Genomic DNA, 16,012 nt, shown 5'->3' with positions numbered 1-16,012 from the left:
GACGGCGATAGGATCGCTGCAGCGAATGGGTCGGCCGGACGGTCGCGTTGCGCGCGTCGCACCGAGGAACGTCCGGGCTCCACAGGGCAGGGCGGTGGGTAACACCCACCCGGAGCGATCCGCGAGACAGTGCCACAGAGAGCAGACCGCCGGGCGTGCCCGGTAAGGGTGAAAGGGCGGTGTAAGAGACCACCGGGGTCGTGGTGACACGACCCGCACGGCAAACCTCGCCCGGAGCAAGGCCAGACAGGGGATGATGACGCGGCCCGCCGAGTCCCCGGGTAGGCCGCTGGAGCGTCACGGCAACGTGACGCCGAGAGAGATGACCGTCGATGGGGCGCGAGCCCCGGAACAGAACCCGGCGTACAGGCCGGCCCATTCGCCTCAGCTCACCGCGAGCGACGCCGCACCGATGATGCCGGCGTTGTTGCGGTGCACAGCGGGAACGATCGGCGTCCTGATGTCCAGCAGCGGCAGGAACTGCTCGGAGTGCTTGGAGACGCCGCCGCCGACGACGAAGAGATCGGGGCTGAAGAGGAACTCGATGTGGCTGTAGTACCACTGCAGCCGCGCCGCCCACTTCTTCCACGACAGCTCGTCCCGTTCCATCGCCGAGTACGCCGCATAGGCCTCGGCGTCCTTGCCGTGCTTGGCGCGGTGCACGTGTCCGAGCTCGCTGTTGGGGATCAGCACGCCGTCGTAGATCATCGCCGACCCGATCCCGGTTCCGAGCGTGGTGAGGATGGTGAGTCCGTCGACGCCCTTCGCCGCTCCGTAGCGCACCTCGGCGATCCCGGCGACGTCGGCGTCGTTGGCGAAGTGGATGTCGCGCCCGAGCCCCTTCTCGAAGAACGCCTCGGCTTCGAACCCGATCCATTCGTCCGACACGTTCGCGGCCGACAGCGTGCGACCGGACTTCACGATGGCGGGGAAGGCGACACCGAGGGGGAGGGCCTCGTCCGAGACGCCGAGCTCGTCGAGGACGACGGTGACCGCATCGAGCACGTCTTGGGGTTTGGCGCCCTTGGGCGTGGACACCTTCACCCGATCGCTGAGGAGTTCGCCGCGCTCGAGGTCGACGATGCCGCCCTTGATGCCTGTGCCGCCGATGTCGACGCCGATCGCCCGGGTGCTGTTCGCTGCCATGTCTTCACCCTATCCAGGCCCGGACCCCGCTTCACTAGGATCGGGACAGGGGTGTCACCGAGGCGCTCGCGAACCGGAGGAGGCGGCCATGTCCGGCGGCGAAGAGAAGTTCTGGTACAACCTGACGACCGGGCAGGTCGAGCGGGGCCACGTCTCGCCGGCGGTCGACCGCGCCGGCCCGTTCGACACGGCCGAGGATGCCGCGCGGGCGCCGGAGCTGCTGAAGGAGCGCTCGCGCGCCTGGGCCGAGGACGAAGCCCGCGACGACGCCTGGGGCGCGACCGGAACCGGCGCCGACGACAAGTAGTCTGGCAGTCAGCCAACCGACGTCCAGCGGAGGGAAAGTCATGGACAAGCAGCGCGATTTCGTCCTGCGCACGATCGAGGAGCGGGGCGTCAAGTTCGTCCGGCTCTGGTTCACCGACGTGATCGGCACGCTCAAGTCGGTGGCGATCGCCCCCGCGGAGGTCGAGGGGGCCTTCAACGAGGGTCTCGGCTTCGACGGCTCCGCCATCGAGGGTCTCACGCGCACCTACGAATCGGATCTGCTGGCGCACCCCGATCCCACGACGTTCCAGACGCTTCCGTGGCGGGGCGAGATCGACCCGACCGGTCGGATGTTCTGCGACATCACCACCCCCGACGGTCAGCCCGCTGTGGCCGACCCGCGGTACGTGCTCAAGCGATCCCTGGCGAAGGCAGCCGATGCGGGCTTCACCTTCTACACGCATCCTGAGATCGAGTTCTACCTGCTGAAGTCATCGCGCTACGGGACGGAGGGCCCGGAACCGGTCGACTCGGCCGGCTACTTCGACAACGTGCCGGGCGGCACGGCGCACGATTTTCGTCGTCGTTCCGTGCGCATGCTGGAGGACCTCGGGATCTCCGTCGAGTTCAGCCACCACGAGGGCGGACCGGGCCAGAACGAGATCGACCTGCGGTACGCCGATGCCCTCACGACCGCCGACAACATCATGACCTTCCGCACGGTGATCAAGGAAGTCGCCATCGAGCAGGGCGTCTACGCGACGTTCATGCCCAAGCCGCTCGGCGGCAAGCCGGGAAGCGGGATGCACACCCACATGTCGCTCTTCGAGGGCGACACCAACGCGTTCTACGAAGAGGGCGGTCAGTATCAGCTCTCCAAGGTCGGGCGGCAGTTCATTGCCGGGCTGCTGCGCCACGCCAACGAGATCTCGGCGGTCACGAACCAGTTCGTCAACTCCTACAAGCGTCTGTGGGGCGGCGACGAGGCCCCGAGCTTCATCTGCTGGGGGCACAACAACCGGTCCGCCCTCGTGCGCGTGCCGATGTACAAGCCGAACAAGGGTCAGTCCTCGCGCGTGGAGTACCGCGGCATCGACTCGGCGGCCAATCCCTACCTGGCGTACGCCCTGATGCTTGCCGCGGGTCTGAAGGGCATCGAAGAAGGGTACGAGCTGCCCGCCGAGGCCGAGGACAACGTCTGGTCGCTCACCGATTCCGAGCGTCGCGCGCTCGGCTACGCGCCGTTGCCGACCAGCCTCGACCACGCCCTGGAATACATGGAGGAGTCGGAGCTGGTGGCCGAGACCCTCGGCGAACAGGTCTTCAACTACGTGCTGCTGAACAAGCGCCGTGAGTGGCAGGAGTACCGGTCGCAGGTCACCCCGTACGAGTTGAAGAGCAACCTCGAGATGCTCTGACGCCGGCGCCATGGCCAGCGATCGCTCCACGACCCTGACCGGTCTCGCGCGCGTCGGCTTCAGCCGCCTGACGGAGGCCGATGCGGACCTCTCCGAACTCGAGCAGCTCATCGACGTGCCCTGGGAGGCGCTCCGCGACGCCGCGTCGGACGCGGCCGATCCCGATGCCGCCGTCTCGGCGATACTCTTCATCGCGCGACGAGATCCCGCCGCCGTGCGGGAGCTTCGTGCGAGCGAGAACGGGTGGCGCGCCCTGTGGGCGCTCCTGGGCGCGTCGTCCGGATTCGGGGAGTTCTTCCTCCGCCATCCCGAGGAGCTCGCCGAGCTGGTGCATGCCGGCACGAGCCTTCCGACCGACATCGAGATGCGGGAGGAGCTGCTCGACGCCGTCGGCGAAGCCGACGGCTTCGCTCGCGACGGCAGCGAGAGCTCCTGGGTCGCGCTGCGGGTGCGGTATCGGCGCATGCTCGCCAAGATCGCCGCTTTCGATCTGCTGAGCCCCTCGCCCGTCGACCAGGTCCCGTTCGTCGCCGGGCGGCTGGCGGACGCAGCCGCGGCCGCACTCGAGGCGTCGCTGTGCGTCGCTCGCACACGCGTGTCGTCGACGGGGCCGTCGTTCCCGCGCGAACACGTTGCGGCGACCCAGCTCGCGGTCATCGGCATGGGCAAGACGGGGGCGCGCGAGCTGAACTACGTCAGCGACGTCGACGTCATCTTCGTCGGCGGCGCAGCGGACTGGCTCCGGGAGGAGGTGGGGGAGAGCCGCGTGATCGACATCGCGACCCGGCTGGCGGTACAGACCATGCGCGGTGTCTCCGAGATGGAGGTCGAGCCTCCCCTGTGGGAGGTCGACGCGAACCTCCGCCCGGAGGGGAAGCAGGGAGCGCTGGTGCGCACCCTGGCGTCGCACCTGTCGTACTACGACCGGTGGGCGGCGAGCTGGGAATTCCAGGCGCTGCTGAAGGCGCGCGCGATCGCGGGCGACGAGGCGCTCGGCGACGCGTACGTGAACGCGGTCGGGCCGAAGGTCTGGACGAGCGCCGCGCGCGAGAACTTCGTCGACGGCGTGCAGCGCATGCGCGAACGTGTGACCGACCACATCCCGAGCGACGAAGTCGCCCGCCAGATCAAACTCGGCCCCGGCGGGATCCGGGACATCGAGTTCACCGTGCAGCTGCTGCAGCTTGTCCACGGACTCTCCGACCACGGCATCCGGCAGCGGAGCACGCTCGCGGCGCTCGACGCACTCGTCGCGGAGGGGTACATCGGCCGCGCCGAAGCCGCCGCCTTCTCGCGTGACTACCGGATGCTCCGGCTGCTGGAGCATCGCGTGCAGCTGCGCCACCTGCGCCGCACCCACCTGATGCCCGAAGACGCCGAGGGACTGCGTTCCCTGGCTCGGGCGACCGGACTCGGGGACACCGGCGATTCGGTCCTGCGGATCTGGGAATCGGTCAAGCGGGAGGTTCGCGACATCCACGTGCGGCTGTTCTACCGTCCGCTGCTGTCGGCGGTGGCGGCTCTCCCCGAAGAGGAGCGCTCCCTCTCGCCGGAGCAGGCGAAGGACCGGCTGGCGGCCATCGGATTCCGCGACCCCGGGGGCGCGCTGCGTCACATCGGGGCGCTCACGACGGGACTCAGTCGCAAGTCGCAGATCCAGCGGCACCTCATGCCGGTCATGCTCCGCTGGTTCGCCGACGGCGTCGACCCCGACTACGGGCTGATCGCCTTCCGCCGTCTCAGCGAGAGGCTGGGGGACTCGCCCTGGTTCCTGCGCATGCTGCGCGACTCCGCGGGAGCTGCGGAAGACCTCACGCGTGTGCTCTCGGGCTCCCGCTATGTGGGTGAACTGATGGAATGGATCCCCGAGTCGGCCGCGTGGCTCGATGACGGCCAAGCCCTCCGTCCGCGGTCCGGGGTCGCTCTCCAGGAGGAAGCGCGCGCGATACAGACCCGTCACGACAACGTCGAAGACGCGATGCACTCCGTACGGGCGCTCCGCCGCCGCGAGATGCTGCGGACCGCCATGGGCGGAATCCTCGGCGTGCTCACGATCGAGGAGATCGCGGACACCCTCACCACGATCAGCGAGGTGAGCATCCAGGCCACCCTGCGCGCGGTGCGCCGGGAGGTCGTTCCACCGGAAGACGACGCCCTCGATTTCTCGATCATCGCGATGGGTCGCTTCGGGGGGCGGGAACTCGGCTTCGGGTCCGACGCCGACCTCATGTACGTCTACCGACCGAACGGGCTCGACCCTCAGCGCGCGCATCAGCTCGCGCAGGCGCTCGTCCAGGGACTTCGGCGGCACTCCGAGGATCATCGTCTCCCGCTCGACCTCGACGCCGACCTGCGCCCGGAGGGGCGCAACGGCCCGCTCGTACGATCCCTGGAATCGTATGCCGAGTACTATCGCCGATGGTCGCTGTCGTGGGAGGCGCAGGCGCTGCTGCGGGCACGGGGGATCGCGGGAAGCGTCAAGCTCATCCGCGCCTTCACCGAACTCGCCGACGAGGTGCGCTATCCCGCGCACGCGGACCAGCAGGGGCTTCGTGAGATCAAGCGGATCAAGGCGCGGGTCGAGAGTGAGCGGCTGCCCCAGGGGGTGGACCCGGCTCGTCACCTCAAGCTCGGCCCGGGCGGCCTGAGCGACGTGGAATGGCTGGTGCAGCTCCTGCAGCTGCAGCACGCGCACGCGGTACCCGCCATGCGCACCACCTCGACGCTCGACGCCCTGCATGCCGCACGCGAGGCCGGCCTCGTGTCGGCGGTGGCGACCGAGCGTCTGGCGGCGTCCTGGCGTCTGGCGAGCCGCCTGAGGTCCGCCAACACGCTGCTCTCGGGACAGACCAGCGACGTGCTGCCGACAGACAGATCCAAGCTCGACGGCATCGGGCGTCTGCTCGAGATGCCGCCCCACAGCGCGAGTCTCGTCGAGGAGCAGTGGGTGCGAACCGCCCGACGCGCCCGGCGCACGTTCGACACGCTCTTCTACGGTTGAGGACGGCTCACGTCGCGGCCCAGCGCAAAGACGGCCCCCGGGGTGCACACGGGGGCCGTCTTACGTCACGCGGTCTGCGTCACACGCCGAAGTAGAGCTCGGCTTGAGGATCTGAGAACCGGAGGGGGTTCCGCAGGCTCACACTTCCCTGCAAACACAGGGAAGTGCAATGGTGAGCATGGGTGGGGTCGCTGCTGCGGCTGTCCGAGAACCCGTCCGTTTACTCGATTCTTGGCCGTCCTACGGAGTTCGCTGGAGGTCTGCGGGTGGTGCCGCCTACCTCATTGGTATGAGCGACGACCGCCCCCGCCTCTGGACTCCGCAGGAACTTGCAGAGTACACGGGCATCCCGATCAGGACGCTCGCTGACTGGCGGACAGAGCGTGCGCGCAGCCGAGGTCTCGGGTTGCCGTTCGTCGCACTCTCGTCGCACAACGTCCGCTACCGCGATGAGGATGTCGAGGCGTTCATCGCGCGGCGGATTGTGGCCCCGACGGATAGGGCGGGCGACTGATGGCGCGGCCGAAGCGCGCGCTCGGCGAACTCGGCAAGGTGACCTATACCGTCGAGCCGAACGGCCTGGTCATCGCGCGAGCGCGGGTCTATGACGGCAACGGGCAAGAGCGTCGTCCCAGCGGCAGCGGAGCGACCGAGGCTGAGGCTCTGACCGCGTTGCAGGAAGCGGCCGATGTCGCGGTCGGTCGAGTCCTGGCGCGACGGACGCAGTTCATGACCGTCGCCGAGTTGGCAACGGCGTGGTTGAAGACTGCGTATCACGATGATGATCCGCGGGTGCTGCGTCAGCGCCGCGAGCAGACCGTCGACGGCTACGCATCGGTGGTCCGCGCGCATGTCATCCCGCGTGCAGGTGCCATCCCTATCGCTGACATCACCGCGGATCGTGCCGACGGGCTGCTCATGGACATCGCCCGTGAGAAGTCGGTGACGACCGCGAACAAGGTTCGGAACGTGATGTCGCTGATGTTCGATTGGGCGATCCAGCAGGGGCACTTCTCGGCTGCCGGGTCGATCCAGCAGACGCGGTACGGGGCGGTCGTCGTGGCGAACCCGATCCGTGCGACCCGGCGAGCGGACGAGCCGGACACGGTGTACTTCGAACTCGACGCGGTGCAGGTCAAGTACGTCCTCCACCTCATCCGCGATGTGTGGCCGGAGCGTCACCGAGCGCGCTATCCGGTGGGTCGACGGCCCAACTACAAGCTGCTCGCCGACTACATCCTCATCACGCTCGGCACCTCCGAGAGGACTGCGGAGCCGATTGCGATCCGGTTCCAGGACGTGCGGTTCGAGGCGGTGGAGCAGCCGGATGGGAGCCTCACGATGGAGGCCCTCGTCTGGGTCGGCGGGACGATGGTTCGCACCAAGTCGCGCGGGCTGTTCCGTCAGGACTCGCCCAAGGCGGAGCGGCAGAAGCGTTGGGTTCGCGTGCCGAAGTTCGCGGCCAAGGTGCTGAGCGAACTCGTGGCGAACCACGTTCCTGATCCCGACCGGAACCCAGACGACGTGTTGTTCACGACCGAGCGCGGCCGTCCGCGCGACCCCAGCGCGGTCGGCGAACTGCTGCGGATGTTCCGCCGCGAGTTCGAGCCCGAGCTGCTGGCTATCGGGGTCGACGCCGAGCACCTCACCTTCCGCAGCCTCCGCAAGGCCGTTGCCGCGGCGGTATCGGACACGGCTGGCGTCGAGGTCGCACGCGACCTGCTCGGGCACAGCAGTACCGACATCACGGAAGGGCACTACGCGAAGCGCCCCGACCTCATCGTCGAGGTCGCGGCTGACGCGCTCGACGAGGCGTTCGCGGGCATCGACGCATGAACTGTAAGGCTCAAGAAGGGGATGCCGCATGAACACTTGTATTGTCCAGAGTGTGCAGGTGGAGGTAGGATGGGGTCATGACCATGACGAGCTTGACGATCAACCCGGAGGATGTGCGCTCCAGCGCCGGGGCGCGCCCGGCTTGGCTGGAGCAGGTCGCCGCGTATGTGCAGCAGGCGGCAGCCGATGGGGAGACGGTGACGCTGACGGCGAAGCGCCGCATGATGACCCCCGAACAGGTCGCCGACGCGATGGGCGTGTCTCGTCCCACCATCTCGCGGAAGATCAAGGCGGGGGAGATTCGCGCTGTCAAGGTCGGCAATCGCAATCGCATCCCCTACGAGGAGTTCGAGCGGTACTGGCGCAAGACGATGGGCGACCTCGTGGAGCTGACGCGCGATGAACTCCGTGACGACCTCTTCGGTGATCAGTGAGCTGACGCGCGTTCTCCTGGACGCGAACATCATCGCTAAGCCCGTCACTCGGACTCTGCTGGTCGTCGGCGGGGTGCCGAGCGGCTTCCGCGCCTTCTGGAGCCGGGCTGCCGAGCGGGAGGCCCAGGTGCACATGCGCCCGAAGGCGTTGCCGCCGTCGAGCGTCCGGGAGCGATTCGGCATCGTCCTCGGGCCGACCGGCACGGGTGCGGAACGCTTCGGCGGGACGAAGGGCGCGGATCGGCAGATCCTCGCCGACGCCGCGGCCGCGGGCGCGCGGTTCCTGGTCACTGAGGACGTGGACGACTACGGGCTGGACGACCTCGCCAGCGTCGGTATCTCGGCGGTGAATCCCGACCTGTTCCTCGCCACGCGGCTCACCCGTGATGCCTATTCGACGGTGATCGACCTGTTCGTCGAGCGCCAGCTCAACCCGCCGACCACGGCTGCGCAGTTCCATGCCGCCATCGCCAAGAACCACCCGCGCCTGTTCGCCGCGCACGCGGACCTGTACGACATCGAGCCTGAGCGCGGCATCCACGGCGAGCCTGAAGTGATCTTCCGCGGCACGCGCTGCCTGCGCTGCGAGCAGATCGTCGCCGCACCCGCCGCGATCATCGACGGGCTCGGCCCGGAGTGCCGCTGAGCTACAGCCTCGGCGCGTTGGTCGGCGGCGCGGCAGGGGGCGTCGCGGGGACGAACGGGGCCGCGGGCTCACGACCCGCACTCTCTCGTGACCCGAGGTTCGGTTCGTAGGCGCGCACGGCTTCGATGGTCAGCTCGACGCGCTCGGATTCCGGCGCGGCGGGCTCGGGGGCGGGTTCGTCCTGCATTGCGGCGAGCTGGGACTCGACGCGGGCGAGGTCTTCCTCGGCGTCGGCGAGGGTCTGGGCGTGGCGGAAGGGCTGGCTGAGGCGCTGGTTGGTGTCGGCGACGGTCTGTTCGGCTTCTTCCAGGTCTTCGCGGGCCTGGTCGAGGAGCGCGGGGATGCCGCTGACACGGTTCTCGATGCGCTGCACCAGCCCGAGCCCGGCTTCCAGGAACGACTCCTTCGGCAGCGTGAATCCCGAGCGGGGAACCTCGGGTAGGGAGACGGTCACATCGAGGGCGGCGAGCCCGGAGCGGGCCTCGACGTGGATGTCGAAGCCGGAGATGCGGCCGATGATCCCGAAGTCCTTGTGCCCGTACCGCGGCAGCCACTTCAGTCCCGAGTCGCCCATCCACGCCGCGAGCGCGTGCGCGGCCTCCGAACGGGAGTCGTAGTCGCGCGTGCCGAGCGTGATGCGAAACCTGTCGCCGCTCGTGTCGATCATCTGTGGGGCAGCGGCTTCGAGCCCGCGAATGTCCGCGGCGGCGCGCTCTGCGGCCGACCGGGCGCGGTTTCCGGTGTGCACCAGCATGTCCTCGTTGCGCTCATGCGCGCGCTGCAAGCGGCGCAGCCGATTGACCTCGTTGAGGATGACGGAGTGCTCCAGCAGGAGCGGGTTGCCGGAGGCGATGGCCTTGGCTTCTGCGGCGGACAGCGCGGAGGTGTCGATCTCCTCGATCTCGCGGGCGTTGATCTTGCCGCGCAGGAGTTGCGCGAACGACGCGGCCTTCCGCTCGACGGTCTGCCACATGTAGGAGTCGAAGGAACGCTCGGTGAAATAGCGGACGATCGCCACTTCCTCGTTCTGGTTGCCCTGCCGCATGATGCGCCCGTCGCGCTGGGCGATGTCGGATGGCCGCCACGGGCAGTCCAGATGGTGCAGCGCGATGGCGCGGGCCTGGACGTTCGTTCCGACGCCCATCTTCTCCGTCGATCCGAGGAGCACGGCGACGTGGCCGGCGCGGGCCGCGGCGAAGAGGCGGGCCTTCTCCACGTCGGTCTTCGACTCGTGCATGTACCTGACCTGCTCGGCGGGGATGCCGCGCTGCACGAGCTGCTGCCGCAACTCGTCGTAGGCGTTCCACCTGTCCTGGTTCGGGGTGCCGATGTCGCTGAACACGAGCTGGAGCGCCCCGCGCACCGCGGAGGGCTGCCCAGTCAGCGTGTCGAGGTACTCGTTGTCTCGGGTGCGTTCCCAGATGCGGTGGATCGCGTCGGCGGCGACGTCGACTTTGCTCGGCCCGGACGGGTCGCGGGGGACGACCATGCGGATGTCGAGCGCGGCCTTGCGCCCGTCGGTGGCGATCAGGAGCATGTTGTCCTCGTCGGGCCGCACCTGGCGAGTGGCGACCTTCTCGGCGCGCTCGGCGAGGGAGGCGACGTACTGCTCCAGCTCGACGGTCGGCTGCACCGGCACGGTGGAGGGCGCGCGGCTGCCGTCGTCGCGTTGCACGAGCGCGGGCACGGGCAGGTCGAGGTCGTCGGCGGTCTTCACATCGGCGAACACCGACCACATCCGAAGCAGCTCCTGCCCATTCTGGAACCGGGCGAAGCGGGTCTTCATTCGGAAGGTGCTGCCGGTCGGCGAGATCTCCATCTGCGTGACCAACTCGCCGAACGTCGCCGCCCACGCATCGAACGCGCCGACACCCGCCGACTCCAGCACGTCGGGCCGCAGGTATCGCTGCATGACATAGGTTTCGGTGATCGAGTTCGAGATGGGCGTCGCGGTCGCCGCGGTCACGACCCGCTCGCGTCCTGCCGAGCGAAGGTATTCGAGCTTCATGTGCAGGTCGCTCGCGCGATCCGAACCCTCGATGGCGGCGTCGCGGATGTTCGACTCCGTGGCGAGGTTCTTGTACATGTGCATCTCGTCGACGATGACGTAGTCGATGCCCGTGTCCTCGAAGCAGACCCCGCGGTCGCGGTCGGTATCGGTGCGCTCCTTCAGCTTGTTCTCCATCGCCAGGAGCTTGCGCTGGATGCGCTTGACGCTCATCCGCTGCTCGCCGGTAGCCTCGCCCAGCACTTGCCGCACGTCCTCGACCTGCCCGCGGATGTACTGTGCCTGCGTCTCGGCGCGCAGCGGAATCTTGGCGAACGCGCCCTGGGTGACGATGATCGCGTCCCACTCGTTCGCGGCGGCGCGGGCGACGAACAGCCGCCGCTTGTCTGCCGTGAGATCGAGGCTCGACGCCGCGAGCACACGGGCGCGCGGGTAGATCTGGAGCCACTCGCGCCCGAACTGCTCCAGCATGTGATTCGGCACGACCACGACGGGCTTGCTGATGAGCCCCATCCGGCGCATCTCCATTGCGCCCATAATCATTTCCGCGGTCTTGCCCGCGCCGACCTCGTGGAACAGACCCGCGGCGGGCTCGGACACCATGCGCGCGACCGCGGCCCGCTGGTGCGTGCGCGGCTCGAAGTTCGACGCCAGGCCGGGCAACGACAAATACGCCCCGGCATCCGTGTAGTCGCGGAGCACGATGGAGTTGAAGCGCCGGTTGTACTCGTCCACGAGTGCCTGCGCGCGGGCCGGGTCTTCCCACACCCACTCGCTGAACCGCTCCTGGAGGGCGTCGGCCTTCTCCTGCGCTGCGGCGGTCTCGACGGGGTTGAGCACGCGACGCACCTTGCCGTCGATGTCCTTCTCCTCGTCGTAAACGAGCATCGTCCGCTGCTCCATGACGGCCTGGGCGATGTCCGGCGCGGGGCGGCGAGGCGTGCCCCACTCCGAGGTGGAGGGCAGCCCCTGCCGACCGCCGCGAATCTCCCACATGCCTGGCAGCGGGTTCTCCACGCGAACGTCGGGCGCGCGCAGGGTGCTCCGCAGGAACTGCTCGTGCACGTCGGCGCTGATCCAGACCGCGCCGAGCTTCGCGTGGATGTCCTGGATGCCCAGCGGCGCGGGCAACACCTCAGCGAGCGCATCGACGTTGACCTGGAACTCCGGCTCGTCCTCGGCGCGGAGCCGTGCCGCTTCGAGCTTGACCCGCACGTCGCCCGACAGATACTCCGGCGCGTGGATGAGCTGGTTCGTGACCGGATCGGCGAACACGAGCGTTCCCAGCGCCTCGCGCGCCTCGCGGTCGTTCATGCCGAGCAGGTCGGCGACGAGAGTGATGTCGATGCGGCCAGTGCGGTCGAGGCTGACCGCGATGGCATCGGCCGGGCTGTCGACACCCTGCACCTCGGCGCGCGGTACCACCACGCGGTGACTCATGATCGCGGCAGGCGACGCGGACTGATCCTCGTCGTCGAACTGTTCCAGCGCGAGCACCAGGGGACCGAACGGGTCGGAGCGCAGAAGCCGGATCGGGGTCGGCACGATGCGCGCGAAGGTCTCCTCGCCGTCCTCGTTCGTGCGCCCGGTGGGGCGCAGCGTGTAGCGGTTCAGCGCCCCGTAGGTGCCGACATACTTCAGGTAGTCACGGCGCAGCGTCGTGCGGGTGAGCACGATGTCAGGCGTATCGTCCACGCTCGCAGCTTCCGCGGTCAGCAGGCGAGATGCCCCGTCGCGCAGACGCAGCAGGGCGCGTAGCTCGCGCTCGGCGGACTTCGGCACCGCAAGCGGCTCCAGCGAGCCGGAGACAACGGTGCGGAAGCCGCCGCTTTCGCCCGCCACGATGCTGCCGTCCCACAGCTCTGGCGCCGACGGGGTGAACGCCGCCCGGCGCGCCTGCTGCTCGGCGGTGCGCTCGGTCATCGTCAGCCCGGCCCGGCGCGCGGAGAACACGATCTGGTCGACGGCGACCGCGAGTTCCGCCTCCAAGTCGGCCAGATCGGTCGTGATGGTGAGCGTGGCCGCGTCGTACATCCCGTGGCCGACGCCGACCTCCCCGAGCATCTGCTCCGGGTGCTCATCGAAGTAGCGGTTGATCCGCATCGGCACGCCGTCGATGGGCACCTGCGCAACCGTCTCCCAGGCGTCGTCGCGCATCTGCTCGCCGTCCGGTCGCCGCCGGAACACGAGCAGGTCGGTCACCACCTCCGTCCCCGCGGCTCGGCGGTGCGCCCCGGTGGGCAGGCGGATTGCGCCCACGAGGTCGGCCAGCTCGTTCATCTCCCGCCGCGCGCCGGGGTTCTGCGCGTCCATCGTGAAGTGCGAGGTGAGAACCGCGACGAGTCGGCCGGGCCGGGTCAGGCGCAGCGATTTGATGATGAAGTGGTTGTGCATCGACTGCCGGGTCGCGTTGTGCAGCGGGTCGTGCAGGGTGACGCTGCTGAACGGCACGTTGCCGATGGCGGCGTCGAAGTGTCCTTCAGGCAGCCGGGTGTCGGCGAAGGACTCGGCGCGGACGGTCGCGTGCGGGTACAGCTCGGCGCAGATCGCCGCCGTCAGCGGATCAAGTTCCACTCCGGTCATCTGTGCCGACTCCGGCGCGAGGCCGATGAACGTGCCCGCCCCGGAGCCGGGCTCCAGGACCGCGCCTCCGCTGAACCCCAGGCCGTCCAGCAGTCGCCACACCTGCCGGGCGATGGTCGGGTCGGTGTAATGCGCGTTGATGGTCGTCCGCTCCGCGGCCTCCCACTCGTCGTCGCTCAGAAGCTCGCGCAGCTCGGCGCGCTCGGCATCCCAATCGGGCTTCAGGTCATCGAACACCTCGGGGATCGCGCCCCAGCTCGACCAGCGGGCGAGCACGCGCTGACCCTCCGGGGACGCGGGGCGACCCGTCGAGTTCAGATCGTGGATGAGCTGGATCGCCTCCACGTTCGCCCGATAGCGCGCTTTCGCGCCTGACGGCCCGAGGTCGTCCTGCGAGGCGGGGACGAAACGGGGCGCTACCGCAGCTCGCGGAAGAAGCGGATCGTCGCCGCCTCGGCGAGCGTCGCCTGGTTTGCCCGCATGTACTCCCGCGGGGGCTCCGTCGCCACGAGTTCCAGCAGGAACTCGACGCTGAGCGCCCACTTCTTCGCCAGTTCCTCCAGTTCCACGGAGGAGGGCATCGAATCCGGGCAGTCCTGCATCCGCTCCGCCCAGAGGATCAGGTTCTCGTCGGAGGGCCGGGTCTGCTCCCATTCCTCCCGCGCTTGATCCAGCGGCAGGCTCGGGTCGGTGATCCACGCCAGTTGTGACATCACGACCTCCTCCGCCTGCTTCCGGGCTGCTGTCAGCCGGGCGACCTTCTGCAAGAAAGTCTCCCCCTGCCGGTCGCTCCCCGCCAGCATTGACGCGAGGTTCGTCACCTGCGTCTGCATTTCCAGGCCCATCGCCTCGAAGAATGCCGCCGGATCGCTCAGCTCCGCCACCCGGCTCGGGACCGTCGCCTGCCAATGCGACAGCGCCATCTGCCCGTACTTGTTCATCGCCTGCCCCAGCCTCCCGAGCTGCGGTGAGCGCGGCGTCGGCCGCGGGCTCGTCGAGCCCCCACAGATCGAACTCCAGTTGCCCCGGCCAGGGCTTCCGGGATCGCTGCCGCGCCATTTGCAGTCACCGCCCGCGCCCTACTGCTCCGCCGCGAGGCGGGCGTAGAACTCGTCCTCGATGGCCTGCCTGCGCGCCACGTCCTCCTTGACGAACTGCGTGAAGTCGGCGTCCCGGTTGGGGATGATCGTCTCCGTGACCGGGGGCAGGTCGTCTTCGCCCGGCCAGACGGCCTGCCGCGTCGGGCGATCCGTGTTGAGCTTCGTCCCGCACGCCGTCACCGCGTCCCGGAGCTGCGGGATGAAAGCCCAGAAGTCTCGCCACCAGCCGAACGGTGCGGAGCCGTGCTGCTTCTTGTCGTAGGCATTCAGGTAGTGCTGGCGCAGCGCCGACAGCGGCCACACCAGCTCCGGGTGCCGGTGCCAGTACGGCGGCACGACATTCACGCTCAGCCCGAACTCGTGGCGCAGCCAGTTCACCCAGGCGTTCAGCTCCAGCCACTCCACCTGCGCCTCGGCCGCGGTCAGGATGTTCCAGTTCACGGGGCGCGGCGGTTCGGGCGCGTCCCCCGTATCGGGGTCCGCCTCCTTGGCCGGCCTCGGCGAAGGTGCCACCGGCTCCGGCTCCGGTTCTTCGGGCGGGGGCACGTCGAAGTCGGGATCGTCCGGCGGGAACAGCGTCGTCTCGGTGGTCATGACGCGGCCTCACAGCGTCATCGGACGGGGCGACGGCTGCTGCGGAAGGGTCGGGTCGGGCGCTTCGATGGGCGCGCTCTCGACCTGCTGCGACCGCGAGCGGCCACGGTCGACGGCGTAGCTCGTGCGGGCGGCGTCGGGGCCGATGTGCGTGGCGATGAACTCCTCGCCGCTGACAGTCTCACCATTCTTCTCATAGCTGAACTTCTGGACGTGGCCGCTGGCGACGAAGTTGTCGCCGCGCGCGAACTTCTCGTAGGCGTGCTCCGCGCTGCGCCGGAACATCTTGAACGGGTAGAACTTCGTCTCGCCCTGGGTGAACGAGCCGTCCGGGTTGCGCTCGAACTGCTCCTGACCGATCCAGGCGAACAGCCGCGCCTCACCGTCCTCGTTGAAGGACAACTGCGGGTCGCTGGCGAAGAAGCCCCACAGGGATTCCTTGGTTCGCATCGGGTGCTCCTTACTTACTTCTCCTGCCGAGAGAGGATTGCTACCCGATAGGTGCGCAGGCTCGACCGTCCGCGCCCCGGCTACTGTGATGACATGGCTGAGAGGCGAGCGTCGCCTGGGCAGAGAACGCGAGAGGTAGGTCGTCCAGTGTCGTTCGTGAACAACTCGACCGGCGAAGAATTCGAGGATGAAGACGAGTACCTGCGTTCGATGAAGCAGGATGACTCCTACCAGTTCTCATACGACTATGAGTACGTCGCCGACAGATTCGGCGACGGTGATGACGACGTGAAACTGGAGAACGCGAGGCTCAACGTCTCGCTGACTTGGGACGACTCCTCGGCTCCGGGGTACGTCGTCTCGTACACCGTCGATTCGCCGACCCCGATTCCAAACGACTGGACGGGCGACGCCGACCAGGTCTTCAATGACTTGTGGCTTGCCGTTACCGCGGACCTGAGTTCCCTTGGTATCGGCTCGGAGCTGCACAAAGACTGGCCGATCTAGCGTCCGCGGTGGGCGCCGATCT

General features: G+C 68.5%; 13 protein-coding genes and 1 other RNA gene. 9 read left to right on the top strand and 5 right to left on the bottom strand.

All coding sequences use genetic code 11. From position 1 onward, the window contains the following. The first annotated feature begins 26 nt into the window (after window positions 1-26). Window positions 27-382: RNase P RNA component class A (gene rnpB, locus B4E30_RS07205), an RNA gene on the top strand. A gap of 2 nt (window positions 383-384) precedes the next feature. Here rnpB and ppgK read toward each other — a convergent pair. Next, the gene (gene ppgK, locus B4E30_RS07200; protein ID WP_071043430.1) at window positions 385-1,146 is read right to left on the bottom strand and encodes a polyphosphate--glucose phosphotransferase; all 762 of its coding nucleotides are present in this window, start codon (window positions 1,144-1,146) and stop codon (window positions 385-387) included. An 88-nt stretch (window positions 1,147-1,234) separates the two neighbouring features. On the opposite strand from ppgK, the gene B4E30_RS07195 reads away from it, so the two are divergent. From B4E30_RS07195 to B4E30_RS07165, 7 genes are all read left to right on the top strand, one after another. Beyond that, a complete protein-coding gene (locus B4E30_RS07195) occupies window positions 1,235-1,453 on the top strand; it encodes a hypothetical protein (protein WP_071043431.1) in 219 nt (72 codons plus the stop codon). 40 nt (window positions 1,454-1,493) lie between these two features. Next, window positions 1,494-2,831, top strand: coding sequence for a type I glutamate--ammonia ligase (gene glnA, locus B4E30_RS07190; protein WP_071043432.1), 1,338 nt, complete (start codon window positions 1,494-1,496; stop codon window positions 2,829-2,831). Window positions 2,832-2,841: 10 nt separating this feature from the next. After that, entirely contained in the window at window positions 2,842-5,832 is a 2,991-nt protein-coding gene (locus B4E30_RS07185; protein WP_286794324.1) for a bifunctional [glutamine synthetase] adenylyltransferase/[glutamine synthetase]-adenylyl-L-tyrosine phosphorylase, read from the top strand. Window positions 5,833-6,121: 289 nt separating this feature from the next. Next, window positions 6,122-6,346: a helix-turn-helix transcriptional regulator gene (locus tag B4E30_RS07180; protein ID WP_128216360.1), complete on the top strand. Its 225-nt coding sequence runs from the start codon at window positions 6,122-6,124 to the stop codon at window positions 6,344-6,346. Further along, the gene (locus B4E30_RS07175; protein WP_286794320.1) at window positions 6,346-7,668 is read left to right on the top strand and encodes a site-specific integrase; all 1,323 of its coding nucleotides are present in this window, start codon (window positions 6,346-6,348) and stop codon (window positions 7,666-7,668) included. The genes B4E30_RS07180 and B4E30_RS07175 overlap by 1 nt, the downstream gene beginning before the upstream one ends. A gap of 77 nt (window positions 7,669-7,745) precedes the next feature. Continuing rightward, the gene (locus B4E30_RS07170; protein WP_100810625.1) at window positions 7,746-8,102 is read left to right on the top strand and encodes a helix-turn-helix domain-containing protein; all 357 of its coding nucleotides are present in this window, start codon (window positions 7,746-7,748) and stop codon (window positions 8,100-8,102) included. Window positions 8,103-8,175: 73 nt separating this feature from the next. Further along, window positions 8,176-8,748, top strand: a complete 573-nt coding sequence (locus tag B4E30_RS07165) for a hypothetical protein (protein WP_286794317.1) — start codon at window positions 8,176-8,178, stop codon at window positions 8,746-8,748. Window position 8,749: 1 nt separating this feature from the next. On the opposite strand, the gene B4E30_RS07160 is transcribed toward B4E30_RS07165, so the two are convergent. From B4E30_RS07160 to B4E30_RS07145, 4 genes are all read right to left on the bottom strand, one after another. After that, window positions 8,750-13,684, bottom strand: a complete 4,935-nt coding sequence (locus tag B4E30_RS07160; protein ID WP_286794315.1) for a helicase-related protein — start codon at window positions 13,682-13,684, stop codon at window positions 8,750-8,752. Between the two features lie 71 nt (window positions 13,685-13,755). Beyond that, the gene (locus B4E30_RS07155) at window positions 13,756-14,280 is read right to left on the bottom strand and encodes a hypothetical protein (RefSeq protein WP_286794313.1); all 525 of its coding nucleotides are present in this window, start codon (window positions 14,278-14,280) and stop codon (window positions 13,756-13,758) included. Window positions 14,281-14,418: 138 nt separating this feature from the next. Further along, window positions 14,419-15,033 carry a hypothetical protein gene (locus tag B4E30_RS07150; RefSeq protein WP_286794311.1) on the bottom strand — a complete coding sequence of 205 codons (615 nt, stop codon included), beginning with the start codon at window positions 15,031-15,033 and terminating at the stop codon, window positions 14,419-14,421. A 9-nt stretch (window positions 15,034-15,042) separates the two neighbouring features. Further along, a complete protein-coding gene (locus tag B4E30_RS07145; protein ID WP_286794309.1) occupies window positions 15,043-15,483 on the bottom strand; it encodes a single-stranded DNA-binding protein in 441 nt (146 codons plus the stop codon). 156 nt (window positions 15,484-15,639) lie between these two features. Here B4E30_RS07145 and B4E30_RS07140 point away from each other — a divergent pair, with 156 nt between their 5' ends. Next, a complete protein-coding gene (locus B4E30_RS07140) occupies window positions 15,640-15,990 on the top strand; it encodes a hypothetical protein (RefSeq protein WP_286794307.1) in 351 nt (116 codons plus the stop codon). Window positions 15,991-16,012: the final 22 nt, after the last annotated feature.

The organism is Microbacterium sp. UBA3394, assembly GCF_002358725.1.
Taxonomy (GTDB): domain Bacteria; phylum Actinomycetota; class Actinomycetes; order Actinomycetales; family Microbacteriaceae; genus Microbacterium; species Microbacterium luteum.
This window is presented reverse-complemented; position numbering and strand designations above follow the sequence as displayed.